Consider the following 22,250-nt stretch of genomic DNA (forward strand, 5'->3'; position numbering starts at 1 on the left):
TCCTGAGAGACCTCGCGCCGTCAGGTGTCCTCGCGATACAGGTTAATCACCGCCGAGAAGTCCAGCCGGCCTGCGCCTCTGGCGCTCATGGTCTGATACAGCTGCTGAGCAAGGGCTCCAAGATAGACAGGCTGACGCGCGAGTTTGGCGGCGTCGGTAGCGAGGCCGAGATCCTTCAGCATCAGATCCGTGCCGAAGCCACCCGTGTAGCCGCGTGAGGAAGGCGCCGTTTCGATCACGCCCGGAAACGGGTTGTAAGTATCGGAACTCCAGCAGCGTCCGGTCGAGGTGTTGATGATCCCGCCCAGCACCTTCGGATCGATGCCGAGCGCCGCCCCCAATGACATCGCTTCCGCCACGCCCGCCATCGTGATGCCGAGCACGAGGTTGTTGCAGATCTTCGCGACCTGTCCGGTGCTAGTATCGCCGCAATGGACGATGTTCTTGCCCATCGCCGACAGCACTGGCTTGACCTGGTCATACACCGCAGGACTTCCGCCGACCATGAACGTCAGCGTCCCCGCCACCGCGCCGCCGGTGCCACCTGACACCGGCGCATCGACGAACGTGCTGCCGTGCTGCGCCGCAAGTTCCGCGAACGCCTTGACGCTTGCCGGGTCAATCGTGCTCGAATCGATGATCGTCACGCCTTGGGCGATACCGGCGAGCACGCCATCGTCGGCGGTCAGCGCCGTGCGGACATGCGCCGCTGCGGGCAGCATCATGATCACGCATTCGGCGTCCGTGACGGCCGCTTTCGGCGAACCCGACGCCTTTGCGCCCGCATCGACCATGGCCTGTACCGCCTGCGCGTTCAGGTCGAACACATTCACTGCATGCCCCGCTTTCAGCAGGTTGAGCGCCATCGGCGCACCCATGTTGCCAAGGCCGATAAAACCGATCTGCATGATGTCGCCTCCGATACGCGCGGTGCTCATCGCAGGCTGATGGTCGTGTTGACGCCATCGTTCACGGTCGCGTCGTCGAACCAGCGCGCCGTGACCGTCTTGGTCTGCGTGTAGAATTGCACGACCTGTTTGCCGTACGGGCCGAGATCGCCCAACTTCGAGCCGCGCGAGCCGGTAAAGCTGAAAAACGGCACCGGTACCGGAATCGGAATGTTGATGCCGACCTGACCGACGTCAATCTCGTTCTGGAATTTGCGCGCGGCCGCGCCGCTTTGCGTGAACAACCCTACGCCATTGCCGAACGGATTGCGGTTGACGAGTTCGATCGCATCATCGAGCGTCGGCACGCCCAGCATCACCAGCACCGGACCGAAGATCTCCTGTTGATAGATCTGCATCTCCGTCGTGACGTCCGCGAAGATCGTCGGGCCGATGAAGTTGCCTGTCTCGTAGCCCGGCACCTTGACGTCGCGGCCGTCGAGCGCAAGCGTCGCGCCCTCCTTCACGCCGGATTCGATCAGGCCAAGAATGCGCTGTTTCGCGGCGCGCGAAACGACCGGGCCGATGTCGGTCCCGGCTTCGTTACCCGCATTGACCTTCAGCGTCTTCGCCTTCGCAACCAGATCGGGCAGCCATTGCTGCGACGCACCGACCAGCACGACCACTGAAGTCGCCATGCAGCGCTGTCCTGCTGCGCCAAAACCCGCTCCCGCCAGCGCGTTGAGTGTCTGCTCGCGGTTCGCATCGGGCAGCACCACGGCATGATTCTTCGCGCCCATCATCGACTGCACGCGCTTGCCGTGTTCGCTGCCGAGCCGGTACACATGCGTGCCGACCGCCGTCGAACCGACAAACGAAATCGCCTTCACCAACTCATGCGTGCACAGCGCATCCACGACTTCCTTGCCGCCGTGCACGACATTGAGCACGCCCTTCGGCACGCCTGCTTCAAGCGCGAGTTCGACCAGTTGCATCGTCGACAGCGGGTCCTGTTCGGACGGCTTCAGAACAAACGTATTGCCGCAAACGATCGCCATCGGGAACATCCATAACGGAATCATCGCGGGGAAGTTGAATGGCGTGATCCCGACGCACACCCCGATCGGCTGACGCAACGTATAGGTATCGACCTTACTCGCGACGTTCTCCGCGAATTCCCCCTGCTGCAGCGTGCCGATCGAACAGGCATGTTCGACTACCTCCAGACCTCGGAAGATATCGCCTTCGGCATCGGGCAGAGTCTTGCCCTGCTCGGCGCTCAGCGTCTGCGCAATGCGCGCAATGTGTTCGCGGATCAGCGCCTGGAACTTCAGCATGACACGCACGCGCGCACCGATCGGCGTGTTCTTCCATGTCGCGAATGCTTCGTGAGCGCAGCGGATCGCTGCATCAACCTCGTCCGAGGTCGCAAAGGGCACTCGCGCCAGTACGTCCTGCGTCGCGGGGTTTACGATATCGCGCCACTCGGCCGTCCTCGATTCGACGAACTCGCCGTCGATCAGCAGCTTGGCCGTGCTTACGCCCGCATTTGACACCTCTGTAACAGCATTCATGGTTCAATCTCCGCAATTGGTTCAAATAGGTCCAGGGAAACACTGAACAACGGGAAAGTCAGGGGTGAATCCAAGAAACTGGTTTCATGCGCGCTGCTTCGTCGTGGCAATGCGAGATCACCTGTCAGAAGTCGCAAACCCGGTTACCGTGTCCCAGATCGGATCGAGCGTCGGAAAAAAGCGTTTGACGAACGCTCGCACCAACGCGGCGCCAGACAGAAAGAAGTCGTACCACTCGATCTCGATACCGGCCATGCTGGTCCACTCCGCGATCAGGTAGTTCCTGACACGCTTCTGAAGCGGCGCGGTAACTGCCACCCGATCGCAATTCGATTGAATTTTCAACCAGCTATCCGCGGCTAGCTCTTTCGTCGGCGGCCGATCATCGGTGACGCGATCTGCTCAGTGTTCTTCCCACGCCTTGGGGCCGAGTATAGTTACTCGAATATTCACTGCATATGGATAAAAAAGCCGTTACGATATGCATAAATGCACAAACAGAAGACGGGATGTAACGGCGTGAACGGCGCATCGCCCGTGGACGCCGCAAATGCTCCAGCAATTTCTTTTTTCGTGCGCCACGGGCCTGTATATAAAGGCTCCGGTGAGCTTGACCCGTGTGACACCAGACACTTCCCTGTTGACCACCTACGCGTGCTTGAGCCAGCCGGCAATCTGCTCAGGCGACCACCGTCACTGCAGCTTGCCATCCGCACTCCATCGAGGAACAACCTTGCGTCGTACACCGCACTGCCTGCATTGAAGCTAGACTAGACGACTCCCCGAGTCACTGTACGAAGTGTTGCAATGGCGCCCGCGACCCGTTGCTCGATGTAGCGGGCTGTGTACGACTTGTACGTGATGTCGTCGTGGGTCCACCGTTGTCTCCTGAATCGAGTCCGCCAGTTTTGACTCTTCAGGCGCCTCAGATCGTCATTGAGCGAAGTGGAAGCCCATTCTCTGAAGCCTTCAAGACGGGCCGCGTCTCCGATACCGAGCCTCCGGCATTTGACAGACTCGATAAGTGACACCGCACCTGTAATGTCTCTCAGTGATTTCAACACAATCGTCCCACACGCGATACGACGTGTCTGGCCGAATGGCTCCAGTCTCATTCGGTCGATTGTCGCTTCGACATTATCAATAGCAAGGCATGCTTCCCGCCGCATGTCCGCCAGGTGTGGCTCGGCGTAACGGCCGTTATCCGACCAGTTTTTCAGTGCGGTAGACAAATATGCAGCCGTGCGGCCAATTGCGTTGCTCACTGAACTCGCGAGGCTATATTTTTCCCAGCCCGGCCATAGAATCAAAGTGATGACGATTCCAAGGGCTGCACCGGCTGTGCTATTCACAATACGCCATACCGCTAGTTCCCAGGGTGAGCCCGTCGGCAGTCCAAGCTGCGCAACCAGAATGAAGTGAGGCGTAAGAAACAGAATATATGAAACATAACTGACCGCTCGCGCGGCCAGCGAGCCGGCTGCCAAGGGAAGTATCGTCAGTGCGAGCAGCAATGGGCTGTGAAACGCAAAGCCCAATACCGAAGCCAGCGTTGCACCTAGAATCGTACCGCCGACGCGCAACATTGAGACCTGCAACGTCTGGGCGAAGTTTGGTTGCACGACAAACAGACTTGTCAGCACCAGCCAGTATCCCTGTTTGATTGGCAGGTGCGTCGAGATCGCTATGGCCATCATTGTCCCCAGAGCCAGCCGAGCCGCATAGCGGCCAAAAGGGCTGCCAGCGTTTGCCTCATTCCAGAGTTCACGCAAGAACTGCCGTAATCCTCGGAGTTTGTGGGCCGGCCCAATCCGCTGACCACCCGCGCGTCTCGATATGCTTGCGCCTTTCGGGCCGGCAATCAACCCTTTCAGTTGAGCGATGAGCGCAAGCCCGGTCATGACGAATTCCTGGCTTGCAGCGTCAGTAACCATTGTCTTGAGAAGCCTTCGACAGAGCCGAATCTCGCGGTCCAGACAATAAAGCTGAGGTGCGATTGCAGGTCTGGCAGCGTTTGCGTCGGCCTTGATGGCGAAAGACCACTCTTCAATCAGGTTGGCAAGCCGGACCAGAACTGGCGAAAGGAGCCGTATCGCCTCGAGCTCCCGGGTAGCGATCTTGCGCCGGAACAGACTTTCAAAGCCAGCCACCACGGCCATACCGTAATCGCCAATTGCAGCCCAGTCGCAAGCAACCGGGGGGCAAGACTCACCGGCCTGGTTTATACACGTGTGCAACGCCTCCAGTTTTGCCCTGAGCGTCGCTCGACTGCGACTTGCAGGGATGGAGCGCAAGGATCGGGGGGCGTGAAGGTTGGCCATGTCAAGTGCAAGGCGATGAACGAATCCGGCCATACCGGAGAAGTAAGCCAACGCGGCGCGACGCACTGGCCCCCCGCGGCTCATTGGCCAAAGACATACGCTGCAGGCAACCGCCCACAGATTACCCACCAGGAAATACGAAGCGTATTGCGCTGCCAGCCGGAACCCGTGGACCGGCAAGGCTGCAGCCACGGAAAAGGCAGCAGCGGCCAACAATGCGCGAAGGCCCGCCTCCGCGCCCCGGCTGCGCACCAACCCGCTGATAAACACGACTACGCCGGTGAGGATGACCGTGAAAACCGGGACTGCGCTTGAGGCAATCGCGCACCACGACCCCAACGCGCCGAATACACCGAATGTCACGCCAGCGATCGTGCGGCGCCGCCAGCCCGCGCCAGCAGGATCCGAAAGGCAGGTCCAGAATGCCGCAATCGCTGACCAGCACAACAATGGGTTGTGCAGTACCGCGGCCAGGACCGCTGGAACCATGCACACCACCCCACCGCACAAGGCCTCGGGCAGAGGGAGGTGGTGCCGTCCTCGCCACCATGCGCGGACGCGGCTACTCCAGCATGGCGCCAGAGCAATCGCGGTCGCGTTCATTTTGCTTAGCCGGAGACACGAACCCGTGGGGTCGGAATAACCGTGAGCGACCGGATCCCCTGTGCACCACGAATCAGGACACCCTCGATGTCGGCAGTCGCCGAGGGCCCGCTCATCAGCACCGCGTATTTCGCAGCGAAGAAGTCGGGGCGGTGATACGCCTGGTGCAGATTACCGACAATGTCGGCCGGATCCAGCAGCGCCACGAGATGCTGTGACAGATAGCCAAGGGCATTGACCTGATACTCCTCTTCGCTGAGCCAGATCGATCCGGTCTCGGCGACCGCGAATCGCGGCCGCACGATGCCGACATCGACATCGTTCAGTTCGTGCGGATCGCGGACCTCTTCGATGCGCCGCGTACCGGCCACTTCGGGCACGGCCGAGCAGATCACTTTCGCGTCCGGAAAACGTCGGCGGATCTGCGCGTCGAGATCACCGTCCGCAGACCTGTCCGCCCAGATGCCACCCATATCGGCAAACGTTTCCCTGAATTTTTCCAGTGCCGGCGGCAGGCCGGCATCAAACATGGGCACGTCGGGTAGCATGGCCGGCGTGCGCTGCGCGGCGCGCAGACTTGCGAGAATGGCGTTTCGGCTGCTCATTTTGCTTTCCTGTTTTTCAGGTACCAGTCGCGGAAGGTTTGCTCGGGCGCGTCCGGCACTTCCCGTTGCTTGCCCCACGCATTGAAGGGGTTGTAGATGAAGGCACGCGGCAACTTCGCGACAGCGGTGTCCGCTGCCTTGATCGCCGCACGATACAGTGCCGGCTCGGCCAGCACTTTCCCCGCGACCTTCATCGCCTGCGTCTTCACGAACGGCAGCTCGTGCTGCTCGGCGACAATCTGGCGCCACTTGTAGATCTGTTCGTGGATGTTGATCTTGACCGGACAGACGTTCGTACAACTGCCGTTCATCGTCGAGGCAAACGGTAGTGCGCTGTACTTTTTCAGATCGAAAGTCGGATTGATGATCACGCCGATCGGTCCGGAATACACACCGCCGTAACTCAGGCCGCTGCTGCGTCGGTAGACCGGGCACGTATTCATACACGCGCCGCAACGGATGCACTTCAGCGAGTACCAGAAGTCGTCCATTGCGAGCCGTGCCGATCGGCCGTTGTCGACCAGCACGAAGTGCATTTCGCCGCCTTTGCGCGGGCCACGGAAGTGAGATGTGTACTGCGTGATCGGCGAGCCGAGCGCGCTGCGCGACAACATGCGAATGAACACGCCGAGATGTTCGAGCTTCGGAATCACTTTCTCGATACCGATCGATGCGATGTGCAGCGACGGCACGTTTGCGCTGAGATCGGCATTGCCTTCGTTCGTACACACCGTGATACCGCCGGTTTCTGCGACCGCGAAATTGCAGCCGGTCATCCCGGCTTCAGCATTCAGGATCTGCGGCCGGGTTGCGTCGCGCTGCGCTTCGGCGAGGTAATGCACGTCGTCGTTGTCCGGGTCGGTTCCGAGTGTTTTAGCAAACACTCTGGAGACGTCCGAGGCGAGCTTGTGAACCGCCGGCACGACGATATGCGCGGGGCGCTGGTGATCGAGCTGCTGGATCCGTTCTCCAAGGTCGGTTTCGACGACCGTGATACCGCGCGGTTCGAGGTACTCGCGCATTCCACATTCATCGGTGAGCATCGACTTGCTTTTGACCAGAGTCTTCGCTCCGTGACTATCGAGAATATCGTACACAATGCGATTGTGTTCTTCCGCATCCTTCGCCCAGTGCACGATCACGCCGTTGTTCGTCGCGTTGCGCTCGAATTCTTCAAGGTAACCGGCGAGGTGCGTCAGCGCATGTTCCTTGATGCCTGATGCGAGCGAGCGTAATTGTTCCCATTCTTCGATACCGTGCGCGGCCTCGTCTCGCAAGGTCCGCAGGGTCCACAGGCGTTTGTCGTGGAACTCGATGTGCTTTTCGTCGGCGATAAATTCGCGCGACGCCTTTACGTGGTCGACACCTTTCATGAGCGGGCTCCATTGAGAATCTGGGCGATGTGAATGAACTTGAGACCGAGGCCGAGCCGATCCGAGCAGCCTTTCTGGTGCATCAGGCACGACGAATCGGCAGATACGATGTATTCGGCACCGGCCTGCTTGTGATCACGCACCTTGTCCTGGCCCATCCGCGCCGAGACGGGTTCCTCAGTCACGCAGAATGTGCCGCCGAATCCGCAGCATTCGTCAGGCCGGGTGGGCGTAATGAACTCAATACCCTTGACCTTGTTCAGCAGCGATAGCGGTTTCGAGAAGAACGGCTCCTCAATCTCCGACATCTTCGCGGTGCGCAGCGATCGTAGCGTTCCGCAACTGTTGTGCAACCCGACCTTATGCGGAAACTCGGCCCACGGAAGCGCGTCGACCTTCAACACGTCGTGCAGGAACTCGACCAGCTCATAGGTATTGGCGCGCACTGCCCTGCTTTCCGCGGTCGCTTCGACTGCCGTCATATGGTCACGCACGTGGTGCACGCAGCTGCCGCTCGGCGCAACGATGTAGTCGTAGCCGGAGAAGTTCTTGACGAACAGCGCTTCAGTGGCTGCGGCATCCTTCTCGCAACCGCTATTGCCCATCGGCTGTCCGCAGCAGGTCTGTTCGAGCGGAAAGTCGACATCACAACCCAAACGCTCGAGAAGCTCCAGCGTTGCGATGCCGACGTCCGGAAAAAAGGCGTCGATGAAACATGGAACAAACAAGGCAACTTTCATGATGTCTCCGGTGACTACGAACGACTCCAATTGAACAAACCTGTCGAATCCCGATACCTCATGGCAAGCTCGTCATGCAATGGAAATTCCCGATCCTCGCTTGCCGGCGGATTGCGGAGCGCGTGCATTGCGTTACACGCGGAATCAAGGTGATTGGCACATATGGTGGATGGCGATAGCGTTCATCAGTAGTGACCCGAACTCAGGTCGACCTTGCCCTTGAACACGTTGTAGCTGTAGATCGTGTAGATCAACATCAACGGGTAGACGAACAAGCCCGCGCCCCAGAACATGAAGGCGAGGCTTGCATGCGGACCTGCAGCCTGAGCAACCGTTAGCGAGAACGGGATCATGTACGGCCAGAACGAGATGGCCAGCATCGCGTACGCGCAGATGAAGAGCAGCACGATCATCAGAAACGGCTGGTTGTCGCGGCGCCGTCTGACGCCGGTCAGGGTTCCGGCGATGGAGGCAAGCGCGACAAGCGGCACGATAAATAGATAGGGACGGTCGAGCCAGCGGTGCATGATCGCGAGGTTTTCATGAAGTGCATGAAAGAACAGCACGATCAGCAGAACGAGCACCACCAGAAGCAACGGAGCAATCGCGCGATACGCAGCGTCGCGCGCATCTGCCTCACATTTCTTGACGACCCAGCTCGCGCCGAGCAGCGCGTAGCCGGCGCATAACGCCACACCGCACAGTGCCGAGAAACTGCTCCACCACGTCATGACGTCGCCGGTGAAGCGGCCGTTGACGACCGGCAAGCCCTTGGCCAGCGCGCCGACCATTGCGCCCTGCATGAAGGCGGCCACGACCGAACCCACCACGAAGCCGACATTCCAGATCGCCCGCGTACGGCGGGCCCTCCCCCGGAACTCGAAGGCGACGCCGCGAAAGATCAGGCCGGCGAGCATCAGGATCACGGGCACATAGAACGCGGAGACCAGCAGCGAGTAAGCCTGCGAAAATGCGCCCCACAACACCACGCCGGCCACGATCAGCCAGGTCTCGTTGCCATCCCACAGTGGCGCCACAGCGGCCAGCATATGACGCCGGCGCGTTTCGTCCCGGGTCAGGCCGAACAGCATGCCGACGCCGAGGTCGAAACCGTCGAGCAACACGTACAGCAACATGCTGAGGGCGAGTATCAGCGACCAGTAGAGGATCATTTCCATTTCCCCCGGATCATTTGACCGTCGACGGCAGTTGCGCCGCCGCTGAAAGCGGACGGTTCGGCAAGGCGACAGGCAGCGTATGTAGTAGATCCTCGGCAGGTCCCCCTTTGAGCAACTTATAGATGTAGTAGGTGCCGAAGGCGAAGATGAAGACGTAAGTCGCACAAAAGACGAGTAGCGAACCCGCCGCCGCACGTGGCGTCAGGAACGGCGTGAGGGCGTCCGCAGTGCGCAGCAACCCGTAGACGGTCCAAGGCTGCCGCCCCACCTCGGCGGTGAACCAGCCCGTGAGCGTCGCGATGAACGGCAGCGGAAAGCACAGGAATACCGTCCATAGCAACGCGCGCCGCTGTAGCAAACGCTCCTTGAGCGACAGCAAGGTCCCGCCCCAGGCGACCAGCATCATGAGGAGACCGCACCCGACCATGACCCGGAATGCAAAGAATGGAATGGCAATCGGCGGACGCTCGCTGCGCGGAAAATCAGTGAGACCGAGCTCTTTCGAATCGAACGTCATCGATGCAATCAGGCTGCCGAGCACAGGCACTGAGATCGCGTAATCGTTCTTTTCGTGCGCTGCATCAGGCCACGCAAGCAGGACTTCGGATGCAGGTTGTTCGTCGTGCCAGCGCGCCTCGATCGCTGCAAACTTGATGGGCTGGTAGCGGTGCACATAATCGCCGACCAGATGTCCGAACAGCAGTTGAACCGGCACAAGGATCGCCGCGAGAAACAGGCCCATACGCAACATGATGCGTGCTTCGGCGGGACACATCCTGCGCAGCGTGTACCACGCACCGGTCGCCGCCACACAAAATGCTCCAGTGACGTAAGCCGCCAGCAACATATGGGGAAACCGCACCCAGACGACCGGACTGAAGATGATCTTCAGCCAGTCGTCCGGCACGTAGACGCCGTTCTGGATCGTGTAGCCCACGGGGTATTGCATCCAGCTGTTGTTCACCATGATCCAGAACGCCGAGAGCGTCGTGCCGAGCGCCACCATCGCGGTGGAAAAAAGATAGAAGCCCGGCCTCACCTTATTTTTGCCGAACAGCAGCACGCCAAAGAACGACGCTTCCAGCATGAAGGCCGTAAAAGTCTCATAGGACAACAGCGGCCCCTGGATCGGCCCCGAAAGCCGCGAGAGTTCGCTCCAGTTCGTGCCGAACTCGAAAGCCAGCACGATCCCGGAGACCACGCCCATGCCGAATGCGATCCCGAAGATCTTCAGCCAGAAGTCGAATACCCGACGGTACGCGGGCCGCCCCGTGATCAGGTGCAGCGCTTCGAGCACCGTCAGCCACGCCGCCAGTCCGATCGTGAACGAAGGGAAGATGATGTGGAACGATACGGTGAAGGCGAACTGCAGTCGCGAGAGCATGAGTGCGGTGGTGTCCATCTCTCCTCCCTAGCGCCACAGGTTGGTTTGAGCGAGATCGATCACCTGGTCCGCCTGGCCGTTCAGGATCGCCTTGACCATATAAAGCGAGAAGCCCTTTGCCATTTCGACGTTGACCGCGGGCGGCATCGCCAGCTCCATCCGGTTGACGACCGCGTCGATCAGCACCGGACCGTTGTGGTCGAACGCCGCGGCAATGCCGGGTTCAACATCGTCTGGCTTCTCAAGGCGGATACCGCGGATTCCGACGGCTTCGGCCATGGCCGCGAAGTTCGGATTGTTCAGCTCGGTGCCGATCGGCACGAACGACGTGGACTTCTGTTCGAGTTCGATGAAGCCCAACGCACCGTTATTGAAGACCACCACCTTCACCGGCAGACCCAGTTGGGCCAGGCTCAGGAAATCGCCCATCAGCATCGCGAAGCCGCCGTCGCCCGACATGGAGATTACCTGGCGGTCCGGAAACGCCGCCTGGGCGCCTATTGCCTGCGCCATCGCGTTCGCCATCGAGCCGTGCCAGAACGATCCCATCAGCCGGCGCTTGCCGTTCATCGCGAGGTAGCGGGCGCCCCAAACGGTCGGCAGGCCAACGTCGCAGGTAAACACGGCGTCGTCCGCCGCGTGTTCGCTGATCGCCTTGGCAACCTGCTGTGGATGGATCAGCGATTTCCTGGCACCGGCCTGCGCCAGCGCGTCGAGATCCTTGCGCGCCTTGTGATAGTGCTGCTGTGCCTGGGTGAGATGCGCCGAGTCCGTTTTCCCCTGCAATTTCGGCATCAGTGCCGTGAGCGTCGCCTTTACGTCGCCAACGATGCCCAGATCGAGCGGAGCGCGGCGCCCGAGATGACCGGGGCGAATGTCGACCTGGACAATACGCGTGCCTGTTTTGCGGGGATAGAACTGGCTATACGGAAAGTCCGTTCCCAGCATCAGCAGCAGATCGCAATCGAGCATCGCGTAGTAACCCGACGAGAATCCGATCAGGCCGGTCATGCCCACGTCGTACGGGTTGTCCCATTCGACGTGCTCTTTGCCGCGCAATGCATGGACGATGGGCGCCTTGAGCTGCCCGGCCAGCGCCACTACTTCGTCATGCGCGTCGGCGCAACCCGAACCGCACAGCATCGTCACTCGGCCCTGCCCGTTGATGATCGCGGCCAGACGGTCGAGATCGGCTTCAGCCGGCATGACAACCGCCTTCGGTGGCAGCAGGCCCGCAGCCGACGGCGACGGCGCATCGACGGCCTGCTGCAACGCCACGTCGCCAGGGATCACGACTACTGACACGCCACGCTTGCCGGTCGCCTCGCGGATGGCAATTTCCAGCGTGCGCGGCATCTGGTTGGCGCTCGAGATCAGTTCGCAGTAGTGGCTGCACTCTTTGAACAACGACTCCGGATGGGTTTCCTGAAAGTAGCCGCTGCCGATTTCCCGCGATGGAATATGCGCAGCGATCGCCAGCACCGGCACGCCAGAACGATGACAGTCGAACAGGCCATTGATCAGGTGAAGATTGCCCGGCCCGCAGCTGCCGGCACAGACAGTGAGCGAGCCCGTCAGATGTGCTTCGGCACCCGCGGCGAACGCAGCAACTTCTTCGTGCCGCACATGAATCCACTCGATCCCGCCATGACGGCGGATCGCGTCGGTCAAGCCGTTGAGGCTATCGCCAACGATGCCATACACCCGCTTCACACCTGCTGCCACCAGTACTTCGACGAACTGTTCCGCCACGGTCCTTGACATTGCAATTCTCCTGTAAAGAGCTACTGACTGCCCCATGCGCCCGCCTTGTGGAACCTCGCTCGCCCGCCGGGCGGTCGAGCGGCGCAACCGGTGCGCTCGATGTGGCCACCGATAGTGCCGGGCTCAAGGTCCACTGGCGTATAGCGCACGGTGAACGTGCGGTCGAGCATGCGTGGATGGGAGCCGGTCGGCCCGTTACGCTGATCCATGCGTGCGACGTCCCGAAAATCTCGCTTACGCGACGGCGCGCTCGAATCTGCCAGCCAAGAGCCAGTTCGCATCAAGCGCGTTGTCGACTTCGCCCCTTGGAGCCGTCCCACATACGACCTTGTGGCGCATTCGATCAAGAATTGGCTGCTGCGAAGTTTCGAAGGGGGAGATGTTCGTTGCAAATGAAACAGAGAGGCCACGACGGACCAGATTTTCATCTCTTTATCCGATAGAGTCAGGTCCCGGAGATTTCTCACCGATCCTGTCACTTATGTCGCAAGCCGGCAGGCATGCATCGCCGGCATGTCCGTCCCTGGTGGAAAGACGTTCCACGATCCATCGTCATGCCGGAAGAATACGATCGCAAAACATTCTTCCCGCCGAAACGTACCAACACGCACGAAGCGCCTTCGATCCGAACGCGTTCGACTGAATTCCATCACACGCGCTGTCATAGGCTCAGCGGGCCCAACCCACTTGTCGACCAATTCGCGCAGAGACTTCTCGCCGGCATACATGTCCTTCTCCTTCAACCACATTCGCCCCTGGGGCGATCACCGCGCTGCAAGCGTGCCCGTTCGCCGTCGGCACGAGCCTGTTGCTCTGAACAAAACCCCGGATCGCTGTAAGCGATGACTTTCGCGCCAACTCCGCCAGGTCTGACACAGGTGATGCCCCATTGCCAAAGTCCATCCTGTAAGAAGACATGCAGCGTGAGTTCAGACGACTTGTTGAACGTGTACACGGTCGGCTCCTTCGGACTGATGCCGCAAAGAACTGATGACGAAAGGACATCGGCGCTATAAAACACATGCGCGGCAGGAATACGGGCGAGCGCTCGCGTGCGCGGCTTCCTTGTCGAGTTGGCCTTGGATAAAGTGTCGTGGTCCGCGGTCACGGACCGGTCGCAACCCAGTTGGATTGCGTCACATTCGTGGCGCGCGGCGCAGGGCAAGCGCCGTGTTGGTCCGCCATGGCGGTTTTCGGCTTTGTGCAAGCGTGAAGACGTGAGCAGAGGAGGCCAATTTATTCAACATGCTGATGTAATCGCGCGTGGAATTGTCGGGCCGCAGATGTCATCTCGACGGCTCGCCCGATCGCCTACCCTGAAGTGTTCGCTGAGACGGACGGCGTTACGCCGCACGACGCAGAACGCGTGCGAGCGCAGTCGCGATCTCATGCGACTGAAGCAGTTTGGTAAGCAGATCACCGACACCGGCGTCGGGCGCGTCCTGTGTCAGGATTGCGCCGCTATAGCCGCTCAACAGTACAATCGTCACATCGCACCAATGACAGCGCTCCACAAGTGCGAGTGCCGTTCCGGTGACCCCGGACATGACCTCTGCGGCGATGACGACGTCGAACCGCTCGGAGCGGCCTCGAAGGCGGAGAGCGCGGTGCGGCTATCGTGGAATGAGACCGGGTCGAACCGGGCCGCGATAGGACCTCGGCGGTCACTGCGAGCACCGGTGCCACGGCGTCGGCAAGCAGTACATGCTAGCCATGACCTCGAGCCGGCGCGGCCGCCGCCTCTGCTGCGGCCAGCATGACGTCCGAGCGCCTCAGGTAGATCATGAAGGTGCTCCCCTGCCCCGGCGCGCTCCGCACGTCGATTGCGCCACCAAAGTCAGTCACGATTGCGTAAACGAGCGACAGGCCCAGACCAGTGCCCGTGCCGATCTCCTTGGTGGTGAAGAAGGGTTCAAAAATGCGCGCCACGGTTGCCTCGTCCATGCCAGATCCGTTGTCCTCGACGACAAGGCGCACGTATCGGCCCGATTCGAGCGTTCCGTGCGAGAGCGTTTGCTCGCCGGAAAACCCCGCAGGCTCCAGTGCCACGCGCAAGATGCCCCCTATGCGCATGGCTTGAATCGCATTACTGCACAGGTTCATCACGATCTGGTGCAGTTGGGTGGCGTCGCCGAATACAACGAGCGGTAAATCGGGAGCGTCCGATTCGAGGTGAATGTTGGCGGGCAGGGATCCTCGTATCAGTTCGAGCGTCTCCGCCACGACATAAGCGACGTCGATGGGTGCGCGCTTGCCACGCTGACTGCGGCTGTAAGCGAGGATCTGCTCGACCAGCTCACGGCCACGGGACGCGGCGGTGAGCACGTTCTGCGCATAGCGCCTGAGCGGTGACCCCTCGGGCGCTTCGTCAAGGACCATTTCACCGTAGGCGAACACACCCGCCAGAACATTGTTGAAATCGTGCGCGATGCCGCCGGCGAGCCGGCCGACTGCTTCCATCTTTTCGGCCTGGCGAAGCCGCTGCTCCAGGCGCTCGCGCTCCGCCTGAGCCAACTTCTGTTCGGTGACGTCCATCACGGCACCGACAAAGTCGAAGCACCCTGATGAATTCTGCACGGCGTGCCCTATGACGTGGACGTGCTTGACCGTACCGTCGTCCATCAGCAAACGATTCTCAACGTCAAAGTTTGTCATTTCGCGGGACGCACGAGCGATAGTTTCCTGCACGAACGCCCGGTCGTCGGGATGAACGCGTTGCAAGCCCAGCGCCACCGTAGGCGTTACCGCTCGATCGTATTGAAAGATCTTGTATGTTTCATCTGACCAATCGAGTTCTCCGCTTGCAAGGTTCCAGCCAAAGCTTCCGGTCGAACTGATGCTTTGCCCTTCAGCCAGGAATGCTTCGCTGTGTTGCAGATCGGAATAGAGGCGGGCATTTTCCAGCGAGATAGCGGCCTGCGAGGCCAGCACTTCCAACACCGCGATGCGGTCCGAGGTAAAGGCACACGGAGTCAGATTGTTCTCGAGATAGAGTGCGCCAACGAGTTTGGCTTGCTTGACCAGCGGCAGACAGAGCACGGACCGGGGGCGCCGCTGCTGCACGTATGGATCCGCTGAGAACAGAGTTGGCGTCGCAGCGTCGTCCAGGAGCACGCTCTCGCGCGTGTGGATGAGGTAGTTCAGCACAGACTCGGGAAGCTCGGAGACCGTCACGGCCGCCTGTCGCAGCGTGACCTCAACGCTACCCCGGCTGGTGGTCGCCTCCGCTTCGATCCGCGGCGCGTCGCCCTGGCAAAGGATGAGCAGACCCCGCTCGGCACCCGCGTGCTCGACCGCGATCCTGAGGAGCGTCTCGATCAGCTTGCCAAGCTCGATCTCGCCCGACACGGCCTGCGAGGCCTTGAGCACCGTCCCGACATCCAGCTGCTCGAAGGGCGCGCCGATGGTCGCAGTCGGCGCAAGTGCAGTCGATTCCAAGCGCAGCCGTGGGTAACGATGATCGAGTTGCCGCACCTTGCCGAGCGCGCCCCAGCGGAGATAGCAGTACCGCGCGTTGCGCAGATAGGCGTGGGCGATGGTCTCGAAGCCGCGCGCTGCATAGAATTGCGCGGCCACTTCGTGCGCGATGCCTTCATGCCCGACGAAGCCGTGCTTGCGAGCCGATCGAATGGCCTGCTCGCACAGGCGCATAGCGTCGAGGTCGCGTCCTTCGAGGCGGGCGATCTCGGCTGACACCAGGGCGTACTTGTCGCCGAAAGTCGGTGGATAGTTGTCGGCCCATTCACTGAGCAGTTCGCGGTGCTTTTTCAGGAGGTCACGCCACGTTTGCTGTTCGTCGGCGGAACCGTTCTCGAAGAGCGCGGCCACCGTTAGCGCGGTGAAGTAGGTATAGTCGAACCACATAATCTGGCCGACCAAGGCCCACATCAGCGGTTGCGCCCGCTGGGCGGCGGCGAGGGCGGCCACGTAGTCGCCCGCCAGAAACTGTGCCTGCAGTTTGAGAATCCAGTACCCACAGATCAGCGCGCTCATCCGTTCGTCGGTCAGTTGCGCCTCGAAGGCCGCCTCGTCAAACTGGGCATCGCTGAAGGTGGACAAGCTCGCGGTCCGGCCCTGGAGGCTCGCGATCAGTCGTTGCAGACTCACGACGATGTCCACAAGGTCTCGGAAGCGGGCTTTGCGCACATAATCGAGCGTCCGCTCCGACTCGCGCCACACCGCGTCGAGCGGGTCGTTGCGCAACAGAAGGTCGGCGACGACATGGCCCATGCTGTAGCAGGCACAGGTTAGATCTCCTGTTTCGAGCGCCGTGCGAGAGGCCGCCCGATGGAAATCGATCGCGGTCTCGATCGGCTGCGTCCAGACGGCAGTTCGTCCCATCGCAGCGTGGACCTTTGCCCGGTCGGCGAGGAAGCCATGCTTGTCGACCAGATCGCATGCGAGCCTCGCGAAACGGTAACCGTCGTGGTAACGGTTAAACGCTGGGCCGAGGAGTACCCCGAGAGAGCCACAAGCGTGGGCGAACGCGCCGCTCGCGCCGTGTTGCAGGCCGATGTTCACCATGCGGCACAAGAGCAAACATACCAAATGGGAGTCGATAAAATAAGCGGGTTGGAACAGCGCCGAGAGAAGACGCATGGCGGCCTGCAGTCCCGGATCGGTCATCAGCGGCAAGTCGATCAGGCTCTCGAACGGGCGCCCCGCCAGGTTGAGCCAGACCGTTTCGAATTCGGCCCGCACCTGGTCCTGGGTCGGGTGTGCCGGGAGGTCGATGCCGAACAGGCGCAAACACTCGAGGGTGCTGTTGACGGCCTGTGAGTTCTCGGATCTCACGACGTGAAAATGGAGCTTCAGATGGCAGGCGGCCGCCTGGTCGATTTTTGACGCCGCGCGCTGCAATAGCACCTCGATCAGTTGCTCGGCCTGGTCCAATTGGCCAGTCAGAAACGCGCACGCCGCGCGTTCGAGCCACAGGCTGAACATGACGTCGTACTGGCTGCCCCAGTCACTGTCGTCGAGCAGGGCCATGCCCGCCGCAAGATACACGCACGCCGACGCGTAGGCCGCGGACGCCTTGGCCTTTCGCCCTGCACGCAGATTGATCGTGGCCACCCGCGCCTTCTCGTCGCGCTCGATGAGCAAGGTGGCGCCCCGATTGAACTGGTTTGCGACATCGAACAGATGCCCGGCGAGCTGGTCCGCCGTCATGCTCGCCAGCAGCGCCCGGCCGATGCGCAGGTGGACTTCGGCCCGCTCCACTTCAGGAATCAGCGAATAGGCCGCCTGCTGGATCCGGTCGTGCAGAAATTTGTAGGCGTCATTCTCACGAATGACGAGACCAGCGAGGACGACTTCCCAGAGTGCCGCGTGCATCGCCTCCTCTGTGTCTCCGTGAACCAACGTCAGAGTGGCGATCCCGGCGACGTTGCCCAGGCAGGCCAGCTGTTTCAGGGCTTCCTGCGTGGTGGCAGAGAGCCGCTTCAGCTTCACGGCCATGAGATCCACCACGTTGTCGGTATAGTTCCTGGTGCGAATGCGATCGATTTTCCATACCCAGGCTGAGGCGACTGGGTCGTAGGTGAGCAGGTTCTCTTCTGCCAACGTCGTGAGGAACTGGATCGCGAAGAACGGATTGCCCCCCGTCTTCTTCTGCAGCAGTTGCGCCAGGGGCCTCCCGCGCTCCAACTCGCAATGCAGGGCGTCGGCAACGAGCCGGCCTACATCGTCGAGTCCGAGAGGCGCCAGCACGATTTCCTGGACCCGCGCGCCGGCAGTGCGGATCGCCTCGAGCGTGTGCATCAGCGGGTGCACGGGACCAACCTCGTTGTCCCGGTAGGCCCCGACCACCAGCAGATGCCGCACCTCCGGGTGCGTCACCAGGTGCTCGATCAGGTCGAGCGTCGCCGTGTCAAGCCACTGCAAGTCGTCGAGAAACAGCGCGAGCGGGTGCTCCTTGCTGGCGAAGACGCCGAGGAAGCGCCGGAAAGCCGTCTGGAAGCGATTCTTCGCCTCCTGTGGAGGCAGTTCCGGGACGCTCGGCTGCGTTCCGATCACAAACTCCAGCTGAGGAACGAGGTTCACGATGAGCTGACCGTTCGGGCCCAGTGCGTCGCCCAGGGCCTCGCGCCACCGGGCCAACTGCTCCTCGCTCTGACCCAGAAGCGGGCGCAGGAGGCTCTGGAAAGCCTGAGCCAGGGTGGTATACGGGGTGTCGCGCTGGTACTGGTCGAATTTGCCGGATGCGAAGAGCCCACGCGGGGGCACGAGCACCTTGTGCAGCTCGTTCACTACGGAGGACTTGCCGATCCCGGAGTAGCCGGACACGAGCACGAGCTCCGGCGTCCCGTGGCCCACGACTCGATCGAAGGCCGCGAGAAGGGTGTCGATCTCGCGTTGCCGCCCGTACAGCCGCTCCGGGATCATGAGCCGGTCCGATTCATCGTGCGCGCCCACCTCGAACGGGTCGATGCAGCCATGCGATGCCCATTCCGCCAGGCACCGATGGAGATCGGCTTCGACGCCCGCGGCCGTCTGGTACCGGTCCTCGGCGGTTTTCGCCAGCAACTTCATCACAATCGCCGATAGCGGCCCGGGAACCGTGGCGCGCTCGCCAGGCGGTGTCGGCTGCCGGGCGATGTGGCAATGGACCCACCCCATCGGATCGGCGGCGGTAAAGGGCAGCATCCCCGTCAGCATCTCGTAGAAGGTAACGCCGAGAGCGTACAGATCGCTTCGGGAGTCGATTGAGCGGTTCATCCGTCCGGTCTGTTCCGGCGCCATGTAGGCCAGCGTTCCGGCGATCAACTCGGGCGGCTCCGGGTTCTGACGCTCGCGTGGCAGGCGGGAAGCAATGCCGAAGCCGGTGAGCCAGACGCCGCCGCTTGCCCTGTCCGCCAGGATATTTCCCGGCTTGATGTCCTTATGAATGAGTCCTCTTTCATGTACCTGACGAAGCGCGCCCGCGAGCGCGAGCGCGATGCGCAGAAATTCCGTCATGTCCAACGGTCCGCCGAGCAGTCGATCGAGGGGTTCACCGCCAGGGTCCTCGAGCACCAACGTCAAGCGGTCGTTGTAGCGGGACAGTGCGACTGGCCGAGCAGCCCAGGCAGCATCAAGTTCGGCTTTGAGAGAATATTCGTGTTCGAGCCGCTTGATGCACGCGAGCGAGGCATCTATCGCGGTGACGAGCAGGACCGGCGCCAGGCCACTGCCAGAGCCCCGGCAGAGGGTGAAGTCCCCCTCCCGTAGCGGTAAGAACTCATAGCCCGAAAGCTCAATCATCAGGGCCTCTCGGCACCGCACACGCGTGCACTTCTCATACGGAACATGCGTGCACTTCTCATACGGATATAGTTCGGGCAGGCGACGGCAACGATGGACAGGACAGCCGATCCAATGAGACTGCCCGTCATGGACGGCGGTGCAATGAGGGTTAAATGGACAAAGCCCATTGTCGCGAGGTCAAGCCAGAGCCGTGCGCGGGCGAAGTTCGGCAATGGTAGATCGTTGACGCCGACGACGTATTGCGCGGCTGCGAGAACTTCGAGGTCTCGAATCCAGTCATTGCCGGTACTCTGCACTGCGGGTCACGCTACGGACCTTGCCGGATACGCGCCAGCCGCTCCACACGAAGACACAGCGACTCGCGCGGCGCCTTCATGCTGAAGCACAGTTTACTCTCCAGCCATCCTATTTTGGCTGCACCTTCGGTGACCCTCGCAAGCGTCCGCGCGACCCACCGTGAAACGCCTTCTGGCAGCGAACGGAATTGCTGTTGACAGGCGGTTCCGCACGCTATGGGGTGGGCGATCCGATCAGGTCGGCCACCGCGCGAAGCAGATCGCCGCGCTTGAACGGCTTCGCCAGGGCCCGTGCCGCACCAAGGGCAATTGCGGTATCCGCGTCCATCCCGTGTCCGGAGTTAAAAAGGCCCGATATCGCGATGACGGGAATCTTGGGATACCCTTGCTTCAGTTCGGCTATGACCACGGCGCCACTCGTTCCGGGCATATAGATGTCAGTAACCACCAGCGCGGGTGCCGCGAGTTTCACCGCTGCGAGTCCAGCAAGCCCGTCCGCAGCCTTGCGCACGCGGTAACCCGCTGCCCCCAGCCAATCCGCCAGGGCTTCGCGCATGATCGCGTCGTCTTCAATGATGAGGATCTCCGCGGTTGTGATAGTGTTCATTTTGTTGGTCGACACCGGCTTTGTGGCGCTGCGGGGCCCGGACCGTACAGTTCATACGATCCGTCAACGCCTCCACTCATCAGGCGCTGACTGCGGGTATTTTATGAGGGGCTGGTCAAAGAAGTCACACCTGTGACCGGCACGGGCCAACCTGGTTAGACTTGTGCCCATGATGAGCACTCGAGCGGTCGTGAAAATGCAAGCGCACGCGCCACAGACTGCGTCGGCGCATATCCTTGCCGTCGACGATGATCCCATAATCCGCCAGGCGATTACCGATTATCTCGGCCAGTACGAATTCCGCGTCACGGCCGTCGCCGACGGGGGCGCAATGCAGGCGGCGCTCGCTCACGAAGTGATCGATCTCGTCGTGCTGGACCTCAAGCTGGTAACCGAAGACGGGATGGCGCTCGCGCGCCGGCTGCGCGACGAATCGGCGATCCCGATCATCATGCTCACCGGTCGCTGCGAAGAAGCCGACCGGGTGATGGGGCTGGAATTGGGTGCCGACGACTATCTGACCAAGCCGTTCAGCCCGCGTGAGCTGCTCGCACGGATCCGTGCCGTGCTGCGCCGCCGCCGGCCCGAGATACAACAAGGCAGGCCGGAGGGCATTCGTGCCTACCGTTTCGACGGTTGGGAACTGAACCTCAACACCCGGCGCCTGAGGAACCGGGATGGCCAGACCGTGCAGCTCAGCAACGTCGAGTTCAGCCTCCTTGTTGTGTTACTTGGGGCGCCTAATCACATTCTTTCGCGCGACCAGCTTCTCGACATGTCTCGCCTGCACAGCGACGACGTTTACAACCGATCGGTCAACATGCAGATCCTGCGGCTGCGGCGAAAGCTCGAGACCGATCCGACGAAACCGCGGTACATCTGTACTGAACGCAACGCGGGGTACGTGTTTAGCGTACCGGTTGAAATAATTTACTGACGAGCGTCCCTAAGCGCCGTCCCGCTGAGTTCCTTGACTCTCCTCGTTGACTCCCAAGTGGCGGCGTTGTCACGTTGTTGAGCTGGTCGCGTAACATATCGTGATGAAAAAGACGAAATCGCTTTATCACGGTCATCGCTTTCCGGCAGTCGTCATCAGTTGCGGGGTTCGCTGGTACTTTCGGTTTCAGTTGAGTCTGCGCGACATCGAAGAGCTGCTGTTTGAACGTGGAGTGGTCGTGAGCTACGAGACAGTCCGCCGGTGGTGCGGGAAGTTTGGCGCAGGCTTCGCACGTCGTGTCAAGGCGGCTCGCCGGAGGCCGGGCACCACCTGGCATCTTGATGAAGTGTTCGTATCGTTGCGTGGTGAGTCCTACCCGCTATGGCGTGCGGTGAATGAGCATGTCGCCGAACTCGACATCCTGGTGCAGAAACGGCGGGACAAGGCGGCTGCTGAACGGTTCTTCAGGCGCGTGCTTCGTTCATGCCCGGTGCCGCGCAAGATTGTCACCAATCAGCTTCGCAGCTACCCGGCAGCCAAGGCCGACATCCCGAACTGGCGAACGTCAAACATATGTTCGTCAAGGCGGCAGCCCGCGTGAACAATCGGGTCGAAAATAGCCAACAACCTACGAGTGAACGTGAGCGGCGCATCCCCCATGGGGACTTCCTTCGGGGCGTGCGCGGTTTCCGTGAGCCCAAACGGACTCAGTCGTTCCTGTCCAGCTTCGGGCCGA

General features: G+C 61.1%; 16 protein-coding genes and 2 pseudogenes. 2 read left to right on the top strand and 16 right to left on the bottom strand.

Annotated features, from left to right (window positions below; genetic code table 11):
- Positions 1-20: 20 nt before the first annotated feature.
- From mmsB to P0D89_RS35010, 16 genes and pseudogenes are all read right to left on the bottom strand, one after another.
- A complete protein-coding gene (gene mmsB, locus P0D89_RS34940) occupies positions 21-908 on the bottom strand; it encodes a 3-hydroxyisobutyrate dehydrogenase (protein WP_408364586.1) in 888 nt (295 codons plus the stop codon).
- Positions 909-934: 26 nt separating this feature from the next.
- Positions 935-2,461 (bottom strand): CoA-acylating methylmalonate-semialdehyde dehydrogenase, encoded by a 1,527-nt coding sequence (locus P0D89_RS34945; protein ID WP_408364554.1) that lies wholly within the window; start codon positions 2,459-2,461, stop codon positions 935-937.
- A 117-nt stretch (positions 2,462-2,578) separates the two neighbouring features.
- Entirely contained in the window at positions 2,579-2,806 is a 228-nt protein-coding gene (locus tag P0D89_RS34950) for a hypothetical protein (protein WP_408364556.1), read from the bottom strand.
- A 166-nt stretch (positions 2,807-2,972) separates the two neighbouring features.
- Positions 2,973-3,154 (bottom strand): annotated as a pseudogene (locus P0D89_RS54690) (IS30 family transposase); the annotation flags it as partial.
- Between the two features lie 77 nt (positions 3,155-3,231).
- On the bottom strand, positions 3,232-5,145 hold the full coding sequence (locus P0D89_RS34955) for an FUSC family protein (RefSeq protein ID WP_408364558.1): 1,914 nt from the start codon (positions 5,143-5,145) through the stop codon (positions 3,232-3,234).
- A gap of 245 nt (positions 5,146-5,390) precedes the next feature.
- Positions 5,391-5,990: a LutC/YkgG family protein gene (locus P0D89_RS34960; RefSeq protein ID WP_408364560.1), complete on the bottom strand. Its 600-nt coding sequence runs from the start codon at positions 5,988-5,990 to the stop codon at positions 5,391-5,393.
- Positions 5,987-7,363 carry a lactate utilization protein B gene (locus P0D89_RS34965; RefSeq protein WP_408364562.1) on the bottom strand — a complete coding sequence of 459 codons (1,377 nt, stop codon included), beginning with the start codon at positions 7,361-7,363 and terminating at the stop codon, positions 5,987-5,989. Before P0D89_RS34965 ends, P0D89_RS34960 begins: the two co-directional genes overlap by 4 nt.
- Positions 7,360-8,103, bottom strand: a complete 744-nt coding sequence (locus P0D89_RS34970) for a (Fe-S)-binding protein (RefSeq protein WP_408364564.1) — start codon at positions 8,101-8,103, stop codon at positions 7,360-7,362. Before P0D89_RS34970 ends, P0D89_RS34965 begins: the two co-directional genes overlap by 4 nt.
- Positions 8,104-8,288: 185 nt before the next feature.
- Positions 8,289-9,281 (bottom strand): cytochrome d ubiquinol oxidase subunit II, encoded by a 993-nt coding sequence (gene cydB, locus P0D89_RS34975; protein WP_408364566.1) that lies wholly within the window; start codon positions 9,279-9,281, stop codon positions 8,289-8,291.
- 10 nt (positions 9,282-9,291) lie between these two features.
- Positions 9,292-10,683: a cytochrome ubiquinol oxidase subunit I gene (locus P0D89_RS34980; RefSeq protein ID WP_408364568.1), complete on the bottom strand. Its 1,392-nt coding sequence runs from the start codon at positions 10,681-10,683 to the stop codon at positions 9,292-9,294.
- A gap of 9 nt (positions 10,684-10,692) precedes the next feature.
- Positions 10,693-12,429 (bottom strand): ubiquinone-dependent pyruvate dehydrogenase, encoded by a 1,737-nt coding sequence (gene poxB / locus P0D89_RS34985; RefSeq protein ID WP_408364570.1) that lies wholly within the window; start codon positions 12,427-12,429, stop codon positions 10,693-10,695.
- A gap of 20 nt (positions 12,430-12,449) precedes the next feature.
- Positions 12,450-12,638, bottom strand: a complete 189-nt coding sequence (locus P0D89_RS34990; RefSeq protein WP_408364572.1) for a hypothetical protein — start codon at positions 12,636-12,638, stop codon at positions 12,450-12,452.
- Positions 12,639-13,168: 530 nt separating this feature from the next.
- The gene (locus tag P0D89_RS34995) at positions 13,169-13,384 is read right to left on the bottom strand and encodes a hypothetical protein (RefSeq protein WP_408364574.1); all 216 of its coding nucleotides are present in this window, start codon (positions 13,382-13,384) and stop codon (positions 13,169-13,171) included.
- Positions 13,385-13,772: 388 nt separating this feature from the next.
- Positions 13,773-13,976 (bottom strand): hypothetical protein, encoded by a 204-nt coding sequence (locus P0D89_RS35000; RefSeq protein ID WP_408364576.1) that lies wholly within the window; start codon positions 13,974-13,976, stop codon positions 13,773-13,775.
- A 160-nt stretch (positions 13,977-14,136) separates the two neighbouring features.
- Positions 14,137-19,671, bottom strand: a complete 5,535-nt coding sequence (locus P0D89_RS35005; protein ID WP_408377861.1) for an AAA family ATPase — start codon at positions 19,669-19,671, stop codon at positions 14,137-14,139.
- A gap of 513 nt (positions 19,672-20,184) precedes the next feature.
- Positions 20,185-20,577 carry a response regulator gene (locus P0D89_RS35010; RefSeq protein ID WP_408364582.1) on the bottom strand — a complete coding sequence of 131 codons (393 nt, stop codon included), beginning with the start codon at positions 20,575-20,577 and terminating at the stop codon, positions 20,185-20,187.
- Positions 20,578-20,773: 196 nt separating this feature from the next.
- On the opposite strand from P0D89_RS35010, the gene P0D89_RS35015 reads away from it, so the two are divergent.
- Both P0D89_RS35015 and P0D89_RS35020 read left to right on the top strand, forming a co-directional pair.
- Entirely contained in the window at positions 20,774-21,514 is a 741-nt protein-coding gene (locus P0D89_RS35015; protein ID WP_408364588.1) for a response regulator, read from the top strand.
- A gap of 103 nt (positions 21,515-21,617) precedes the next feature.
- Positions 21,618-22,250, top strand: a pseudogene (locus P0D89_RS35020) (IS6 family transposase); the annotation flags it as partial.

Source organism: Paraburkholderia sp. RL18-085-BIA-A (assembly GCF_046027075.1).
In the GTDB taxonomy this organism is placed as follows: domain Bacteria; phylum Pseudomonadota; class Gammaproteobacteria; order Burkholderiales; family Burkholderiaceae; genus Paraburkholderia.

Coding starts and splice junctions, on each gene's coding strand:
- mmsB (WP_408364586.1), bottom strand. CDS start 908: ATGCAGATCGGTTTTATCGGCCTTGGCAACATGGGTGCGCCGATGGCG.
- P0D89_RS34945 (WP_408364554.1), bottom strand. CDS start 2,461: ATGAATGCTGTTACAGAGGTGTCAAATGCGGGCGTAAGCACGGCCAAG.
- P0D89_RS34960 (WP_408364560.1), bottom strand. CDS start 5,990: ATGAGCAGCCGAAACGCCATTCTCGCAAGTCTGCGCGCCGCGCAGCGC.
- P0D89_RS34965 (WP_408364562.1), bottom strand. CDS start 7,363: ATGAAAGGTGTCGACCACGTAAAGGCGTCGCGCGAATTTATCGCCGAC.
- P0D89_RS34970 (WP_408364564.1), bottom strand. CDS start 8,103: ATGAAAGTTGCCTTGTTTGTTCCATGTTTCATCGACGCCTTTTTTCCG.
- cydB (WP_408364566.1), bottom strand. CDS start 9,281: ATGGAAATGATCCTCTACTGGTCGCTGATACTCGCCCTCAGCATGTTG.
- P0D89_RS34980 (WP_408364568.1), bottom strand. CDS start 10,683: ATGGACACCACCGCACTCATGCTCTCGCGACTGCAGTTCGCCTTCACC.
- poxB (WP_408364570.1), bottom strand. CDS start 12,429: ATGTCAAGGACCGTGGCGGAACAGTTCGTCGAAGTACTGGTGGCAGCA.
- P0D89_RS34990 (WP_408364572.1), bottom strand. CDS start 12,638: ATGGATCAGCGTAACGGGCCGACCGGCTCCCATCCACGCATGCTCGAC.
- P0D89_RS35000 (WP_408364576.1), bottom strand. CDS start 13,976: ATGTCCGGGGTCACCGGAACGGCACTCGCACTTGTGGAGCGCTGTCAT.
- P0D89_RS35005 (WP_408377861.1), bottom strand. CDS start 19,671: ATGATTGAGCTTTCGGGCTATGAGTTCTTACCGCTACGGGAGGGGGAC.
- P0D89_RS35010 (WP_408364582.1), bottom strand. CDS start 20,577: ATGAACACTATCACAACCGCGGAGATCCTCATCATTGAAGACGACGCG.
- P0D89_RS35015 (WP_408364588.1), top strand. CDS start 20,774: ATGCAAGCGCACGCGCCACAGACTGCGTCGGCGCATATCCTTGCCGTC.